The organism is Haladaptatus sp. QDMS2 (assembly GCF_029338295.1).
In the GTDB taxonomy this organism is placed as follows: Archaea; Halobacteriota; Halobacteria; order Halobacteriales; family Halococcaceae; genus QDMS2.
The window spans coordinates 2,154,248-2,169,536 of record NZ_CP119791.1 but is presented as its reverse complement, the minus strand read 5'-3'; the positions used below and the strand labels follow the sequence as shown (position 1 = coordinate 2,169,536).

General features: G+C 54.9%; 16 protein-coding genes and 1 pseudogene. 8 read left to right on the top strand and 9 right to left on the bottom strand.

What is annotated here, in order from left to right; genetic code table 11:
• Window positions 1–207 precede the first annotated feature (207 nt).
• Together P1M51_RS11780 and P1M51_RS11775 are read left to right on the top strand one after the other, a co-directional pair.
• On the top strand, window positions 208–696 hold the full coding sequence (locus P1M51_RS11780; RefSeq protein WP_276248409.1) for a type II toxin-antitoxin system death-on-curing family toxin: 489 nt from the start codon (window positions 208–210) through the stop codon (window positions 694–696).
• A gap of 25 nt (window positions 697–721) precedes the next feature.
• Window positions 722–862, top strand: coding sequence for a hypothetical protein (locus tag P1M51_RS11775; RefSeq protein WP_276248408.1), 141 nt, complete (start codon window positions 722–724; stop codon window positions 860–862).
• 140 nt (window positions 863–1,002) lie between these two features.
• Here the strand turns inward: P1M51_RS11775 and P1M51_RS11770 are convergent, their stop codons facing one another.
• The 3 genes from P1M51_RS11770 to P1M51_RS11765 all read right to left on the bottom strand — a co-directional run bounded on the left by P1M51_RS11770 (window position 1,003) and on the right by P1M51_RS11765 (window position 3,113).
• Window positions 1,003–1,521, bottom strand: a complete 519-nt coding sequence (locus P1M51_RS11770) for a DUF21 domain-containing protein (protein WP_276248407.1) — start codon at window positions 1,519–1,521, stop codon at window positions 1,003–1,005.
• A gap of 262 nt (window positions 1,522–1,783) precedes the next feature.
• Complete coding sequence (locus tag P1M51_RS20130; protein WP_369685099.1) at window positions 1,784–2,020, bottom strand: hypothetical protein; 237 nt, start codon at window positions 2,018–2,020, stop codon at window positions 1,784–1,786.
• 262 nt (window positions 2,021–2,282) lie between these two features.
• Window positions 2,283–3,113, bottom strand: a complete 831-nt coding sequence (locus tag P1M51_RS11765; RefSeq protein WP_276274511.1) for a hypothetical protein — start codon at window positions 3,111–3,113, stop codon at window positions 2,283–2,285.
• Between the two features lie 628 nt (window positions 3,114–3,741).
• Between P1M51_RS11765 and P1M51_RS11760 the strand changes: the two genes are divergently transcribed.
• Window positions 3,742–4,590, top strand: a complete 849-nt coding sequence (locus P1M51_RS11760) for a DNA-binding protein (protein WP_276274510.1) — start codon at window positions 3,742–3,744, stop codon at window positions 4,588–4,590.
• Between the two features lie 150 nt (window positions 4,591–4,740).
• Here the strand turns inward: P1M51_RS11760 and P1M51_RS11755 are convergent, their stop codons facing one another.
• Window positions 4,741–5,202 (bottom strand): ArsR family transcriptional regulator, encoded by a 462-nt coding sequence (locus P1M51_RS11755; protein WP_276274509.1) that lies wholly within the window; start codon window positions 5,200–5,202, stop codon window positions 4,741–4,743.
• A gap of 149 nt (window positions 5,203–5,351) precedes the next feature.
• Here P1M51_RS11755 and P1M51_RS11750 point away from each other — a divergent pair, with 149 nt between their 5' ends.
• A complete protein-coding gene (locus P1M51_RS11750) occupies window positions 5,352–5,888 on the top strand; it encodes a helix-turn-helix domain-containing protein (protein ID WP_276274508.1) in 537 nt (178 codons plus the stop codon).
• A 40-nt stretch (window positions 5,889–5,928) separates the two neighbouring features.
• Here P1M51_RS11750 and P1M51_RS11745 read toward each other — a convergent pair whose 3' ends face one another.
• Complete coding sequence (locus P1M51_RS11745) at window positions 5,929–7,023, bottom strand: hypothetical protein (RefSeq protein WP_276274507.1); 1,095 nt, start codon at window positions 7,021–7,023, stop codon at window positions 5,929–5,931.
• Between the two features lie 483 nt (window positions 7,024–7,506).
• On the opposite strand from P1M51_RS11745, the gene P1M51_RS11740 reads away from it, so the two are divergent.
• Window positions 7,507–8,430: a transcription initiation factor IIB family protein gene (locus P1M51_RS11740; protein WP_276274506.1), complete on the top strand. Its 924-nt coding sequence runs from the start codon at window positions 7,507–7,509 to the stop codon at window positions 8,428–8,430.
• Between the two features lie 354 nt (window positions 8,431–8,784).
• On the opposite strand, the gene P1M51_RS11735 is transcribed toward P1M51_RS11740, so the two are convergent.
• Window positions 8,785–9,222, bottom strand: coding sequence for a transcriptional regulator (locus P1M51_RS11735; protein WP_276274505.1), 438 nt, complete (start codon window positions 9,220–9,222; stop codon window positions 8,785–8,787).
• Window positions 9,209–9,508, bottom strand: coding sequence for a DUF6516 family protein (locus P1M51_RS11730; RefSeq protein WP_276274504.1), 300 nt, complete (start codon window positions 9,506–9,508; stop codon window positions 9,209–9,211). The genes P1M51_RS11735 and P1M51_RS11730 overlap by 14 nt, the downstream gene beginning before the upstream one ends.
• Window positions 9,509–9,724: 216 nt before the next feature.
• On the opposite strand from P1M51_RS11730, the gene P1M51_RS11725 reads away from it, so the two are divergent.
• From P1M51_RS11725 to P1M51_RS11715, 3 genes and pseudogenes are all read left to right on the top strand, one after another.
• Complete coding sequence (locus P1M51_RS11725; RefSeq protein WP_276274503.1) at window positions 9,725–10,129, top strand: SWIM zinc finger family protein; 405 nt, start codon at window positions 9,725–9,727, stop codon at window positions 10,127–10,129.
• Between the two features lie 536 nt (window positions 10,130–10,665).
• Window positions 10,666–10,938, top strand: a pseudogene (locus P1M51_RS11720) (DUF955 domain-containing protein); the annotation flags it as partial.
• Between the two features lie 116 nt (window positions 10,939–11,054).
• The gene (locus tag P1M51_RS11715; RefSeq protein WP_276274502.1) at window positions 11,055–12,443 is read left to right on the top strand and encodes an ATP-binding protein; all 1,389 of its coding nucleotides are present in this window, start codon (window positions 11,055–11,057) and stop codon (window positions 12,441–12,443) included.
• 77 nt (window positions 12,444–12,520) lie between these two features.
• Here P1M51_RS11715 and P1M51_RS11710 read toward each other — a convergent pair whose 3' ends face one another.
• Entirely contained in the window at window positions 12,521–13,000 is a 480-nt protein-coding gene (locus P1M51_RS11710; protein ID WP_276274501.1) for a helix-turn-helix domain-containing protein, read from the bottom strand.
• 231 nt (window positions 13,001–13,231) lie between these two features.
• Window positions 13,232–15,127, bottom strand: coding sequence for a bacterio-opsin activator domain-containing protein (locus tag P1M51_RS11705; protein ID WP_276274500.1), 1,896 nt, complete (start codon window positions 15,125–15,127; stop codon window positions 13,232–13,234).
• Window positions 15,128–15,289 lie beyond the last annotated feature (162 nt).

Here is a 15,289-nt window from a genome sequence, read left to right as displayed (position 1 = left end):
ATGCGGTCTACTAACCGGTCATCCTGCCGATGTATTTCGATTTGGCAACATCCTACCGTTCCGGCTTTGTTGAAACCCTCAGTCGTGGACAGTTCGCTGAGACCGTGCTGAATACAGAGCGAAAGTCGGTCACGTGACCGCCTTTCTTCGCGTCCTGAACTAGTCGATAGCAAGGATTACACCAACTCAGACGCAACATCGAATCGAATGGCCGACTCGTTCTGGTATCCCTCTGTCGAGGATGTTCTCACCATCCACAACGACATCGTGTCGGAGTATCCGGACACGCATTCCGGTATCAAGAACCGTGGCGACATCGAGTTCGCCCTGAACTACATCAAAGAAGGACATTTCGAGACGGCACCGGAGACGATTCACAAGAAAGCATTCCACCTCCTCCGACTGCTGGTCGCGAATCACCCATTCGTGGACGCCAACAAGCGGACCGCGCTCAACACGGTGGTCGTGTTCTACTTCCTCAACGGATACCGCCTCGAGTACAACGACGAAATCAGGAATATCCTCAAGCAGTTCGGTACTGACGAAGCAACCGTCGATGAAGCGGAGGTCGTCGACTACCTTCGATCTCATACCAAGGAGATCGACCTCGCCGGTGAGATCGAGGAGTGGCGTGCCGATCTCATCAGATATGGACTGGACGAACTGACTGGTAGCTCGACGGACCCGAACGATTAATCCCGCTCGGGACGAAAGTTCGCGCATGGCGATTGAGGAAGGTGCAGAGTCCGGTTCTCCGCTCGATAAGGTGATGGAAGACATCCGGCGAGAACTCGTCCGACGGGTCGCGGCGGGCGACCGGGACGCGAACCGGGACATCTACGACGCCCTCGAAAACGAGTGACGTCCACGGTTTAAGCCACCCAAACGTTGTCTGATAGTTTCTGGTGTGTCTGCTGAACTAATAGCGCGAGTCTTGCACGGCACCTGCTCCAACATATGGGTGTCGATCAGGTCAATACAGTCTGAGGAGAGGACGGTCGCTCAGTCTTCGAGATATGACTTCTCGATATGTTGGTCGCCCCCAACAAGTGTCGTCAGCCACCGGGTGACGATATCGAACACCGCGACGAGTGGCCCCAGTGCCCGTTCAACGTACGAAACCGGGCGCGCGACGCGGAGACTCCAGGACCTTGCATGAGCGAGTCCGTAGGATTTCGGTACGATTTCTCCGAAGACGAGGATGAGAACGCTCACGCTGAGTGTCGCAATCACGACGGTAAAACCGGGAGGGAGAAACCGCGCGACCAGGAGTGTGACGATGCTGGTGATGGCGATATTGACGAGGTTGTTTCCGACCAACAGCGTGACAAGGAGTCGGTGCGGGTTCGCGCGGAGTTGTTCGAGCCTGTGGCTTTCGTTCGAACTGTTGTCCGTCGCGGTCTGCACCCATTCATCCGGGAGCGAAAAGATCGCTGACTCACTACTAGAGAAGAACGCACTCAATGTCAACAGAATTACGACTGCGATAAGTGACGGTACCAAAATCGAGTATGTATTCATACATCACTCATACGCCAGAAGGTGTATGAAACCCGTGATTGGGTCCCGCTCAACTGCCCACCTGATTCAGTAGGGAATACCTGAAAGGAGCAGGGTACTGTGCTGACTTCATGCTCTGTATCTCGCATACCTCTCCTGACAGCGACTGGGTAGCTTCCAGTGGCCGTGCTGCATACAGAGCGCGACTCGGACATGCATCTCACCCCCAAGTGCAGCGGGTGAATCACAACGTCCTGGAGAACGACCGACTCTTCGGTCGAATTTACCCGGAGATCCCGCTGAGACTGGTCATCGGCGTCGCTCCAGCGACGATCGCACCTGTTGCGAGAAGTGCGGCAGACAGAACAACGAAGTCCCCGCTCGGTGAGTAGCCAGCCAAACCAGCCCCTACTTGCACGATGAAAACCGTCACGAAGAAGCTGAGGATGGCAAGCGCTAACATAACAATTGCCGCGACGATACTACTCGCTAACGCACCGAACGAATCAAGGAATCCCATTTAGTAAGCGACCTCTCTTCATAGAGATGTTTCTACACCTAAACCGGTTGGGTATTGGTTATATCAGCGTACTACTCTGGATCGGCAAGACGCACAGGGAACTCCCCTCCGTTTTGTCACGGAAGGCGTGAGAGGAACGACCACAGTTTGCTGCATACACCCTCTATATCTTGCACGGCACTTCTGACAGGTCTTGAGGATTTCAACAGAGCCACAAATCCTTTGTTCCCTATGTTGTACAAAAAATAACCCGGAAATTCAGCTAAATTGCGGCTGAAACGCCATGTGAGTGGCGCGGAGTTTCTGATCCTTTGTACCATCTCCAGATCAGATAACCCGTTCCAACAACCGCAATGACGACAATTATCCCAAGAGCGATTTGTTGGAAGACTGGAAGGGCAAGGTACCAGTGCACTCCATGACTTACAGCGCCAATCGCTACACTCATCACTGACTTCGCACGGGCGATGAATCCCGCACCTAGTCGGTTTACCCCTCTAATTATTCGACTACTCTCTAGGGTCGCTTTGCTACGAACTGACCAATCGTTGATTGTAATGCCGCTTTTTCCCGTGGCCGATAAGTCCACATTGGGTTTGAAACCACTAGAGGATGCGAACACGTCGACATCAGGGTACTGCTTAATTAAGCTCTCACCAACCTTCTCAGCGGTGTGTTTCACTTGTACTCTTTTAAGTACACCTTCTCCAATTTCCACCACGCCATCGACTCCACCGTCAGGTGCGAACACGGGTGAACGATTCTCCACAACTTTACCTCCCATCTGACGTGCAATTTCTTTGAGGTGTATTTCCTCCACCAGCCCGGCTTCCGCGTGGCGATCAATGCCCGCTCTCCTGGCAGTTTCGAGAATTGATCCAGATGTACCAGTAATTGCAGCACTGGCCGCAATCTTTTTTGCTTTGTTATCGTCGGTTATTTTGTCTATCGACGAATTCCAGACTACCTCTCTGTCATCACGAATCGGAATTTGTGTTGGAGGTTTTGGCGGGCTACTATTCGATCCGGTTGCTACAGCACCTATTGCGATTATTCCACCAACCGCAAGGGCACCAATAATTACAGGTATCATTTAACACCCAAGAGAAACATACGAGTCAAAAAGATATAAATTACACTTTTATATCATTTAGTCATCGCTATTTGCGTTGGTGGACTTTCCAGATATGCGTGAGACCTATATTTAGATCGGTAATCTGCATTACCGTCTCGTTTTATTTGCGTCCGCCTGGCAATCAGTTGATTGGTTTTGCTTAAAAACCGAAATGAAAAGTGTTTGTGTCACTTCTCGCCTCGCTCGAGCGACCGCGCCTCCGCACCGAGCCCCTCCCTTCGGTCGGGCCTCGTTCGCTCGCGACCGACCATTCCGGGCGTGCGGTTCGCTTCGCTCACCGTTCCGGGCGTCTGGTTTCGACGCCAGCACCAAGCGCGCTTTCGGTTGCGTCTCCCTTCGGTCGACGGACACGAAACCGGCTTGCGTGCTGGACGCTTTCGTCGGCGGGTCGCGTTTCGCGCGGCCTCGTTTGTGTTGGTTCACAGGCGCGCTCGCTTCGCTCCCGGGGTCGCTTGCGAAGGCGCGAAGCGAGCGCGCAGGAATGTGACGAGTTGTGTTGAGAGCCACGGCTGGAGAGTTTGTGGTTCAAAAGAAGACGCCGAGTGAGCGCCTTCGAGCGGTTACCCCAGAGCAATTGGAGCAACCAATGAGTACTAAACGCACTATCGGACAAGAAGCTTCGGTCGAACAGAGAAGTGAATATGAGTTTGCGGCGGTTGAAGAACGCCCTGAGCTGCGGCCCACGGTCGAGATGGAGATTCAGGCGAAGGTGGATACGAACCACCCGGATGTGGGAATGACTGGACTGACCCTTGCGGCAGAGGAGCGCATGCGAGCACGCGAGTGGGAGATTGCGAAAACGCGGAAACGATGGGACGATAGGCAAGAATCTGACCGGGAGGCGCGGACACGGCGAAGGGTGAGCGAACAAAGCAAAGAACGGAACGTTGAGTTCGAAAGGAGGGCGGCCAGCGTGGATGCCCGATTAGAGCCAGGCCGAGAAGACCCTCGTGAGGGTCTGAGTCGCGAGGAGTTGGCGGCGGTGAATCAGCAGGCGACGCGCATCCACCGGATGGTGAAAAGCAGTGTGTCCCGAGCGGTGCTTTCGAAACAGATTGCAGAGCGGGTGGTCGGAGGTGCGGAGTTAGTGAGTGCAGCCGTCGCAGTCATCGAAGTCCAGTGGATGCGACCGGGAGGAATCGTTCCCATCGCGAAAGTCGAGGACGTGGACAGAGGCGAAGTCACGGTCGAAGGACAGGTCAAACAGTTGTGGGAGCCATCCCATCCAGCGATTCAATCAGTTGGACTCCTCGAAGATGAGAGTGGGAGAATCCGATTCACGGTGTGGAAGAAATCAAAACAACCATTGGTTCGGGAAGGCGAGCGTGTGCGATTCAGGGCGGCGGCGAAGAACTGGTACGAAGGACGGTGTTCGATTGCACTGACACGGTGGTCGAATATCGAATTCCCAGAGCGAGGCGAGTGGTGGAAATAGGTTAACCACAAAGCCTCTTTTTTTGTCGCCGTCCACCCTCCAGCCCTCCTCCCCACCCTCCGCTCCGTGCTCGCTCGTTGCCTCGCTGTGCGCGCAGCCACAACCGTGGTGCGGTGGTGGACATGCGTTTGCTATCGATAAGCTGACTATTCACTCGAGGTCTGGTTCGTCGAAGGTGAGTGCTTCGACGACAGCCGTGGGAAGCGTTGGACGTGGTGCTGCTTCGTGTCGCTCGACTTTCTCTGTCTTCCGCGTATTCTCGTACAGCGCGCGGGCAATCGGGACTCCACGGAGATATTTGTAGTCGTAGAGAATCTCAACCCCGCGTGTGGTAAACCCGTAGAACTGCGAGGGAAGGTCTCGTTTCCCTTTGCTAGGTTCGTACGTGTACTGGGCGAGAATCCCTGCCTCGATGAGTGTCTCTACTTGGTCTTTGATCGCTGCCTGGCTCTTGCCGACCATGTACTCGAGTTCGGCAAGGGACATGAGATGGGCGGGATGTCCCAGCAACTCTTGAATGATGAGGTGGCGCGTGTCCTGCGAGAGGAGTTTGAAAAGCCGCTGTTGCTCTGCGAACGGCCCTGCATCGGCAGTCCCATTGCTCTCGCTCATATGTCTGATGACCGAGAGCGCAACAATAAGTGGTGAGTCAACACCTGCTGGAGTTCGTCTATGCTCTGAGAACGGTATTTCCCCCCATTTACCTCTCAAAAGGGTTCGGCGGAATTCTTATTATGATTTATCCATAATTCATAATTGAGATGGCACACTCACCACCACAGCCAGGTCGGCCACCCATCGGGCAGCTCCAGACAGTCGTCGACCTCCTCGAGACGCCTGCACTCGCTCGGATTTACCTCTACGCGTACCAGCACGGCCCCGTGACGGTCGCCGAACTCGTCGCCGAACTCGCTATCCCCCAGGGCACCGCCTACGACTACGTCCAGAAGCTCGACGCTGCTGGCTTCATCAAGAAAACCCGTGACCAACGCCCCTTTGAATACGACGCGGAGGCGGTCTCGCTCACGCTCTCGACAAACGGTGAAACACAGACGATTACGCCAGCGCTCATCGCGGCCGCTGCACGTCGGAGCGAAAACGGGGATATCGACGTCTACATCGAGCGCCACGGCCTCGACGGCCTCGCGGTGGCCCTCACGTACGCCTCCGAGTACGTCGAGGGGACAGTCAACAGCCGAATCGCGGCCCGTGAACTCGATCTCTCTCCGCTTGAGGCCGAAATCATCCTGCAGGCACTCGAACCAGTCGCCGAAGCATTCGCTGATGGCGCTGCATGACGACCGTCTATTGAAAAGGTTCAGAGAAATCGTTTCACGCTTACTTCCACCAGTTCCCATCATCGATTTCACCATCGCGGAAGGGTGGTGCCAGCTCATCAGCTGACGTTGCCCCAAGAGCATACCCAAGATAGTATCCAACAATCCAGCCCGTGTCTGGTGAGCTGTACCCGTTCACGACGATCGTTGCGTTATTGTAATATTCCAATTCAGGGTCGCTGTCCTCGTCATACCCGAACACACGTATATCTTCGAACCGGTCACGACGGTCGTCTGCAATGCGAATGACGATATTCGCGTCTTCGGGATTGTCGACCACTTTTAGCTCAAGGCTCTCAGGCTCTGTACCTCCTGCCCCATCGTTATAGTAATCGAGAGCGTGCTGTATGGCGTTTTCATACGAATATTGAATGCCATCGCGCACATCCGAGTAGTCGATATAGACAGTGACTGTCTCTTCCTTGTATGGGATTCGGCGTTCGGTTGCGTTCGGCATTGTCAGTCGAGTCGCGTATCCGGAGGCTTCCATGAACGGAGGTGAGGACTGGTGTCGTAATCCGAGGGTGTGTCCGAGTTCATGTTTGATGATTTCGATGGTGGTACTGTTGACGTATCCCGCTTCGATGCTCACTCTGGTTGGAATTGGGAAGGTCCGTTCTGGTGAATATACCGGGGCGCATCCGAGCAATTTTTCGGTGGTCTGGTAGCCACAGGAGGACACTGTCAGATGGAATTCGATAATCACGTCTGCTTGTTTGGGGTATTCGACGAGTTCGAACTCGACATCGAACTCGGTGTAGGTCGAACTGTTGAGTTCCCAGTAGTCGAGCGCGTCCCGAACGAGTGGTCGGTAGTCTCGGCCGTCACTGTTTGGTTGTGCTATCGCGACAGCGATCGTCTCTTGTTGCCAGGGGTTGTTCGCGAGCGCCGCTGTGGTTTGGGTCGCGGTCGTGGGCTGTGACGTGGTCGTCGAACGAACCGCTGTTGTCGATGGAGGCGGTGGTTGCGTCGTTGGTTGAGGGGTAGCCGTCGTAGGCGAATCAGTTTCAACTGAGGGTTGTGACGTCGGGTCTGTCGGAGCGGTGCTACAACCGGCCAGCACCAATAAGAGGACAATGAGAATATTCAGCTTCATTGTCCATTCTACTAATATCAGATATGTAAGTTTTTGGCGGGTGTGTATTCGGAGACTGGCAGCACCTGTTCGGACGGTGCGCTTCAACCCATACGGTTCTGGCGACGAGCCTGGCAGCAGATTTACCTTATCTCCGTCGATCCCCTCGGGGAAACCCAAAATTGACGGTCGACGGAAACACTTGAGTGAATTCACGGAGAAGGAGATCTGTGGCATCTGAATCAGCCACGGTTACAGAAGGACCGAAGACGGGTTGAAGCGGCATCTTCCCGTTCCACGGCCTCGTCGATGAACACGGTTACAGAAGGACCGAAGACGGGTTGAAGCTGGTCGTGGCCCCTTTGTTTCCGATGGAAATCCCGCTATAGCAGTATTGTAGACGAGTTTAACCCAGTTTTCGCACAGGATGCGGAGATCCGTCCGTCACGCCAGTTTATGCGCCCCTGAGGGGCGAGGGGCTTTCCTTGCTCCTCGTGACTTCGAATGGCGACGAGAGACATCTACGAAACGGCGTTCGACAAAGACGTACAGACTTCCCAACATTCCTGCCCCGAGTGCGACGGCAGAGTAACCACAAATACGCACGAAACAGTCTGCGACGATTGCGGCCTCATCCTGTCTGACCAAGCTATTGACCCTGGTCCGGAGTGGCGGTCGTTCCCCGAAGACCAATCTAACCCCGAACGGACAGGGGCACCACTCACTCCCTCCTTTCACGACCAGGGACTGTCGACGAGTATCGGCAAGCACCAGGACGGCAAGGGACGCAGCCTTTCACCCGAAAAGCAACGTCAACTCAGACGACTGCGTCGAGAACAGGGGCGCGCACAGCGCGCGACGACGCGTGAACGTAACCAAGTCCGTGGATTCTACGAGATTCGCCGAATCGTCAGTGGTCTCGACCTCGGGCGGAGCATCCGCGACCAGACGTGTGCGCTCTTTCGGACAACTCAAGACAATGATTTGCTCCGAGGTCGCTCACTCGAAGCAATCGCGGCTGGGTGTGTGTACGCGGTGTGTCGGTGTAATTCTCTTCCGCGGTCCATCGCAGAAATCGCTCGATTCGCTCAGTGTGACGAGGCTTCTGTCCGCAACGCATTTGGTGTGCTGAACACGGAACTGGGCTTACCTACGCCCCCTCCCACGCCACAGCTATTCATCCCGCAACTCGCTTCGTCGCTTAACCTCTCTCCGACTGTTCGACACCGGGCCCTCGACTACATCGAACAAGCACGCAAACAGGGCATCGGCAACGGCTGTAACCCCGCTGGCGTAGCTGCAGCCTGTCTCGAATTGGCGAGTAGAGATGCCGAGGAGCGAGTCCTTCAAGTGAACTTGGCAGCGGCGGCAGACGTCTCGACGTGCACACTCCGAAAACACCGTGATACCCTCGCCGAGGCGGTCTGAGATGGGATGGCTGACAGAGTGGTGGTTTAGCGAGGTCACAGACAATACCGTTTACGAGTGTCGCCACTGCGGGATGACCCTCGATCACGGCGATTCACGGTGTCCGTACTGTGGCCCGACGGAGGTGGTCACGTTCGAATTCTGAGGTGTGCTTCGTCCAGCTCTCGGACCGAATTGGCTCTGTTGAAACCGTTTACCTGAAATAAGGCGCTAAGGCCCCTTTCTCAACGTCAAGACCAGATTGTAGCCTGATGAGGAAGCGCACGCTGAATATAGATCTCTTCAGTTCTCTCGTTCTACTGGCATACTGACTATCGCACTACTGAGGAGTTAATCTTGGCAAATCTTCCGAGTTCACGGGGGTGCTTCGGAATCTTTCCCGGCGTGGTGTGCCTGTATCGTGACATCGAACTCGACGGTCTCGTACGGGACGAACGGTTGCTTCGATTGGCCTTCCGCTCGGAAGTGAACGATTCCGTACTCCGCAAGGATTTCGACGTCCTGGTGGACTGTTGAGTAATTTCTGTCGAGTCGGGTTGCTAGCGCGGTGATGCTACTGGCGGGTTCGGTCATCAGCGAGCGCAACAGTTCCAATCGCCGGTCGGTGAGCAAGCGACGGAATCCTTTCGTGTTCGCAAATGAGATGACTGCGGGCGTCTGTGAGCCACCTTCGGCGATGCCAGCGGCGTCGATTGCCCCATCGAACGCATCTTCAGGACTCTCGATGGTGATGCGAAGTGTCTCAGGGAAGTTCATCTCCTCGGGTGCGGGTTCGTGGTTATCTGTGGTCATGGATTGTGAGTACCTCCTGGCGGAAGCGAGCAACGTGTGCTTGCAACCCCTCGAACGCGATACCTTCGATCGTCCCATCTTTGTGGCGGTGATGGTGGCCGACAGCGGAATCGTGAGCAGTGTCGTATCGAAGGAGTTGCTCGGTTTCTTCGGGATTGTAGTACTGGAATCGGTAGTAGAACCCACCGGGATACGACGAACTCTCGACGGCGAATAGCTCGACGCGGGTCCCAGCTTCGGCGTCGAATTCGAAATTCCGGTCGAGTACCACGTCGCCATCTGCCATCTCCTGTGTTCTACTATTGGCTATCACCCAATAGATAATAAATATTTGGTGTGCGCCATTGAGGTGGGTTTCAGTATCGTACTGCTTCGGTGCTTGTGGCTTGGCTAGAGTGGCCGGGTCTCGATTCTGAGACGACGGTCGTTCTCAGTCGCTTCTCTGGGAGTTTATCTGCCCCCCAAGGGGTGCGGGGCCTGTCACCGGCTCCGCTGTATCCCCATGTCAACACACATTCTCAATCGACTGGCGTACACGAATCGCTCACTGAAACGCGCCCAATACGAAGCCTTCGAGTTCTCGCTCACCGAACGAGGCGTGCTCGTCAGAAACGGGAGTTACGCCGACCCCGAAAATCACGAGTATCTCGTGGCGGTGAGACATGGCGTTCCCACACACTGTGAATGCCCAGCGAATGCGCGCTTCGAAGGTGCGTGCAAGCATCGACTCGCCGTGGCGATTCGGGCACCCATCTTACAGGCAGCACAGAAGGTCGAGCGGGTCGCGACCGATGGTGGCGTCGCGCCCGCGGAGCCAACGGAAACGGACGAGCCTGCGTGCGAGGAATGCTTTCCCGGGTTCACCTGCTGGGAGTGTTACCTGGCTGAACAGGAGGAAGTTGCGTGAAGTACCTCGGGGACTAGCCCCGAGGCTTCACCGTTTTGACCGCACGCCCAAAAACGGGCCGTGGGGTCGCAGGCGAATTTAATCCCCCTCGGACTTCCGTTAGGTCGTCTGGAAGTAACACCCGAACGTCCGATACGTCCGTGAGGGTCGGTGGCTCCACCCCACCCGATAGTACCCGTCTCACCACGTCGAAGACGCGGGTTTTGAGAGGCACCACATTCCTCCGCAACTGCATGCAGTTGCGACGAATTACGGAAAGTCAAGGAGAAAGCCCCGTGCTTCAGCGCGGGGAGGATGTCAAGGAATGTAACTCGCCCAACTGTAGCGTGAGAGACGGTGACATGCGTAATAGTTGTGTCGGCATTCACCCTCAGGGTCAAGTGGTTCGAGCCGGCAAGCCCTCTCGTCATCACGAGAGAGCACGTTCTCTCGTAGACCCCGAGGCACTCTGCCTTGATTCCTGTAGACCCCTCCAACCCAGTTTATCGGTCCCCGAGGGGCGTGGGACCACGCACGAGCGTGCCCGCGAACTACGCATGGCAACCGAGCACACAGCGGTGTCGTTCGACGAACACGACACCCGCACAGACGAGATGCACCGCACCATCGAATCGTGGCTTGCTGCCCTCCAGGACCTCACTGACGAAGCACAAGCCAGCGCGGAGTTCAAAGCCTGGCTCACCATTCAGAGCAAGTTCCACGAGTATTCAGTGAACAACACGCTGCTCATCAAACAGCAGTGGCCGACCGCGACGAAGGTGACTGGCTACCGGACGTGGCAAGACGGGTTCGACAGACACGTTTCCGAGGTACCGCAACTTCTTGCTAGCTACTACTGTGTTGTGCAAGACTGCTGTCACGCCCGTCTGTCTCGTGGTCCAACAAAAACCGTTAAGTCATTATCGCGATAATCATTATCTAGATAATGACCTTCTACGACCGGAAAACCGAGCTTGCGACATTGGTCGAGGAACACGACTCTCCAGGTCACTCGTTTATCGTACTGTACGGTCGTCGCCGGGTTGGAAAGACTGCACTGTTGAAAGAATTCTGCGCTGACCGGCCACACGTCTACTATCTCGCAGCACAAGAGTCGGAATCTCGCCAACTGGAGAAATTCGTCGAGCAGGTTGCAACACGGTACGATGATCGTCTTCCTCAAATTACAGACTGGCCAGACGCGTTCGACTATGTGGGCGAAAACCTTGCCCAGGAGGATTTGACGCTCGTCATCGACGAGTTTCCATATTTGGTTGATTCGAACGATTCGCTTCCGTCCTACGTCCAGGGATTCGTCGATGAGGTACTTTCTGAGACGAATTCAACACTCATCCTCTGTGGGTCGAGTATTAGCGTGATGGAGTCTGCGGTACTCAGTCATGAGAGTCCACTTTTTGGTCGTCGAACCTCACAACTCGACCTTGATCCGTTTTCGTTTAGGGCGGCTCGCAACGTTATCGAGTATTCGTTCGAGGATGCAGTTCGATCCTACGCAATCACCGGTGGAACCCCACTCTATGTGACGTTATTCGATTATACAACTGACCTCTCATCGAACGTTTACAATCACGTTCTCTCTCAGCGATCGATTCTCTACAACGAACCTGAGTTCTTGCTTCGGTCTGAAGTTCGAAATCCAGGACGGTATATGAGTATTCTCGAAGCAATTGCAACCGGTCACTCGACTCCGAACGAAATCGCTGGGGCAACGGGTATCGACGTCGGGCCACTGTCGCGGTACCTCCAGACACTCCGTCGACTGCGATTCATCAAACGGCGCATTCCAGTGACGGAGTCAGCGAAGAAATCCAAGCGCTCGATATACGAAATCGACGATGAATTTCTCCGCTTCTGGTTCCGGTATATCGAACCGAACCGCTCTGGTATCGAGGAAGTGCCACAGGTGGTATACGAAAAAACGATCCAACCAGACCTCCCACGGCACGTGAGTGTGACGTTCGAACGCATCTGTCGAGAGGCAGTCTGGGAGACAGTGCGGCGCGGAGAACTTGAACCGTATTCCCAGGTTGGTTCGTGGTGGTACGGAGAAGACGAAATCGACATTGTCGCGCTCGCACCGGGAAGCGACCAAATTCTTCTCGGAGAATGCAAGTGGACGAACAGTCCTGTGGGCGAGACGCTCGCCGATGAACTTCGGACGAAAGCGGAATCGGTTCGCTGGCACACGGGCGGACGGACGGAGACGTACGCGCTGTTCTCTAAGGCAGGATTCACACCGGGACTTCGAGAATCGCTCGATGATCAGTGGGAACTGTTCGATTGTAATCGACTTGCTGACTTGCTAAGCCCGTAGAAAAACGAAGTCAGATTCGTTCACCCGTTTATAAAACTCTCTTTCCGGTTTGCCCCACTGAATGCACCCGTACGACCTCAGTTGTGGGTGACTGATAATTCGGTGGATGTCGTACGTGGAGGTTCGATCGTACTCGTCGGTGCCTCTTCAGGGAGGTAGACGATTTTCTCGATACCGATCTGCACACGGACGATGTGTCCGTCTTCTTCTAGTTCTTGGAGGAGGCGACTTGTCGTTGAGGGTGACCACGCGGTAAGCTCGGTGAACGCTTGTTGTTTCAGTCGTCCGTCGTTCGATTCGAGCAGGTGGATGACGAACTCCTCTGGCAGCTGTCCCAGTTTAGCCAAAACGTCACTGGGTGTCTGCAACTCAGCAGGGTCAACCGCTATCTTGTTTTCTTCTCCAACCGTTCTGTTTCGTGCAACAGTCTTCTCACCCTCTGCAGATGCGTCTTTCAAGTCGAAATCGTTCGCGTCAGTGAGAGTGGGCTGGCCCTGAGCCAACAAGGACATGACGTGCTGCAACCGGTCAGTGACTACCGAGAGGGTGGGTATCATTACATCTTCAATTCTCCGCGAGTATCAATATCCTACCACCCAAAATTTTCGGCGTTTGTTATTTTCAATATCCAACACCATACAAACAACTTGTTGGAGGTATCTACCGTGGCCTATGTTGATTTTTAGCACTCTAGAAATGTGTCGTTTGTGGGGGCACTTGCCTGCAGTGTCGACTAGTTGCCTCTTATCTGTTCGATTCTCAAAGACGTGAGGAGAACGCCCACGACGTCAGTCGTGGGAGTGGTCAGTATCGAAAACCGCACGTAAGAGTTTTCGCTGACTTGTGCGGATGTGTTCGTGAAACGTTGAGGCGGCAACCCCCATCGACGTGGCGACATCTTCGCCTGATTTATTGCGTGGCCATTCGAAGAACCCAGCGAAATAGGCCGTTTCGAGCGCAGCTCGTTGTTTATCGGTAAGCCGCTCGTGAATAATCTGGTCGAGTCGTTGTGCTCGCTCGGTGGTACGAGTCGTCCGACGATTAGCTAGTATCTCCGCACGGGGATATTCCGCTTTGACGGCGTCGACGACTCGGCGAACGTTTGCACCCGGTGGAATCTGGGCCACAATGTTGATATCTCCCTTTTCGATCGCGACAGATTCGATACGCCCACCGATGGCTGCAACCGATGAGATGGCAGGCGGCCCTGAAAGCTGCACTTCGAATCGAGATACGTCTGCTTCCGGGTCGTCAAGTGTCACGTCTCGATAATGCGGAAATTCGGAGACAAAGGCGGCGAGTGTCTCCATTGCCTCGTGGGTCACCGTCCCGTACTGGAGAAACTTGTTCTCGCCAAGTGGAATCGTCCGGTCGAACGTGATTGTCCCTGCGTGGGGCGTCTCTGCGCCGAGCACGTTTCGGACCTGGAATCTGAGTTCGACCACCTCTTCGCTAATCAACGCTTGCTTTCGCTCGATGGCATTGATTGCGTGGCCGATTACCTCTCCGAGTCGAGCGATGACCGTGCGTTCGTTCTGGTTGAACGTATTTGGCTTCGCAGCAGAGATGTTCAACACGCCATAGAGGGTATTTTCGTACTCGATTGGAATGGCCGCAAACGCACCGATTCCGTGTTCGCAGGCCCGTTCGGCCCACGGTTCATCGGTCGGGTTTCGGTGGATGTTCTGGGAAACCTGAACCTCGCCGGTCCGAATTGCCTTCCCGGTTGGGCCGTGTCCTTCAACATCGTCGCCGACCCGAACTGTCGTTGCATCGAGATAGCCATTGACGCCGGCTTCGGCCCGCATGGTGACTGTTTCGTTGTCGGAGGTCACATCACCAATCCAGGCGAACTCGTAGGCATCTGAATTTGCAAGGTGCTCACAGACCAGTTGCTCGATCTCTTTGCGGGTGGTCGATTCGAGTATGAGGTGTGAAATTTCGTGGACGAGCTCGTTTAACGAGTTGAGCATCGCAAGTTGATTTCGCTGGCGCTCAAGTTTGTGCTCTCGCTCCTTTCGTTCGGTGATGTTGCGGATGACCCCCACCTGCCCATATCGATCGTCACCGAGTGGAAGCGGCGTGACGTTCGTTTCGACTGGAATCGAACTGCCGTCTGCGGTTCGTAGCTCTGTTTCAATCTTTCCTGGCTGGTTTTCGGCTGCCAGTTTCGACTTGCTGGCTTCGTCGCCCGTCTCGTTGTTAGGCTGGGTCAGCAGGCGCGTAGCTGAAGCGCCGAGCAGTGTGTCACGTGAATATCCGGTTATCGATTCGAGTGCCTCGTTCACGAGAACGAACCGCGACTCCTCATCAACGACGTACACGCCATCACTCACGGTCTCGATGAGTGTTTGGTACTGTACGAGCTCTCGTTCGTGGGCTTTCCGCTCGATCGCGTGGTGTACCGATCGAATCAACATATCCGCGTTGATTTCATCTTTGACGAGATATTCTTCGGCCCCTTTGCGGAGTGCCGCTACCCCAAGGTTCCGGTCACGAAGGCCAGTGAGCACGACAATTGGGATTGATTGTACATGCGTTCGAACCGTTTCGACCGTCTCTAACCCACCGCTATCTGGCAGATTCAGGTCCAACAGAATGACATCAATGTGGCTGTCTGTGAGACGTTCGAGGCCGGCTGTGAGTCGTGTCTCGTGAACGATTGTCGGCTCGGTGGGGGGCACACTGACCGCCTGCTCTGTCAGTCGGTTTCGATCCGGAGTCGGCGCGCGCTCAGAGAGTTCTTCAACACCGCGGAATAACTCTCTGATAAAACGGGCATCACCGGGATTGTCCTCGACAAGGAGTATCGAGATTGCTTCGTCGTGAGCGGATTTCTGTCCGTG

Coding starts and splice junctions, on each gene's coding strand:
- P1M51_RS11745 (WP_276274507.1), bottom strand. CDS start 7,023: ATGAAGCTGAATATTCTCATTGTCCTCTTATTGGTGCTGGCCGGTTGT.
- P1M51_RS11715 (WP_276274502.1), top strand. CDS start 11,055: ATGACCTTCTACGACCGGAAAACCGAGCTTGCGACATTGGTCGAGGAA.
- P1M51_RS11780 (WP_276248409.1), top strand. CDS start 208: ATGGCCGACTCGTTCTGGTATCCCTCTGTCGAGGATGTTCTCACCATC.
- P1M51_RS11710 (WP_276274501.1), bottom strand. CDS start 13,000: ATGATACCCACCCTCTCGGTAGTCACTGACCGGTTGCAGCACGTCATG.
- P1M51_RS20130 (WP_369685099.1), bottom strand. CDS start 2,020: ATGGGATTCCTTGATTCGTTCGGTGCGTTAGCGAGTAGTATCGTCGCG.
- P1M51_RS11750 (WP_276274508.1), top strand. CDS start 5,352: ATGGCACACTCACCACCACAGCCAGGTCGGCCACCCATCGGGCAGCTC.
- P1M51_RS11730 (WP_276274504.1), bottom strand. CDS start 9,508: ATGGCAGATGGCGACGTGGTACTCGACCGGAATTTCGAATTCGACGCC.
- P1M51_RS11725 (WP_276274503.1), top strand. CDS start 9,725: ATGTCAACACACATTCTCAATCGACTGGCGTACACGAATCGCTCACTG.
- P1M51_RS11755 (WP_276274509.1), bottom strand. CDS start 5,202: ATGAGCGAGAGCAATGGGACTGCCGATGCAGGGCCGTTCGCAGAGCAA.
- P1M51_RS11770 (WP_276248407.1), bottom strand. CDS start 1,521: ATGAATACATACTCGATTTTGGTACCGTCACTTATCGCAGTCGTAATT.
- P1M51_RS11765 (WP_276274511.1), bottom strand. CDS start 3,113: ATGATACCTGTAATTATTGGTGCCCTTGCGGTTGGTGGAATAATCGCA.
- P1M51_RS11760 (WP_276274510.1), top strand. CDS start 3,742: ATGAGTACTAAACGCACTATCGGACAAGAAGCTTCGGTCGAACAGAGA.
- P1M51_RS11775 (WP_276248408.1), top strand. CDS start 722: ATGGCGATTGAGGAAGGTGCAGAGTCCGGTTCTCCGCTCGATAAGGTG.
- P1M51_RS11735 (WP_276274505.1), bottom strand. CDS start 9,222: ATGACCACAGATAACCACGAACCCGCACCCGAGGAGATGAACTTCCCT.
- P1M51_RS11740 (WP_276274506.1), top strand. CDS start 7,507: ATGGCGACGAGAGACATCTACGAAACGGCGTTCGACAAAGACGTACAG.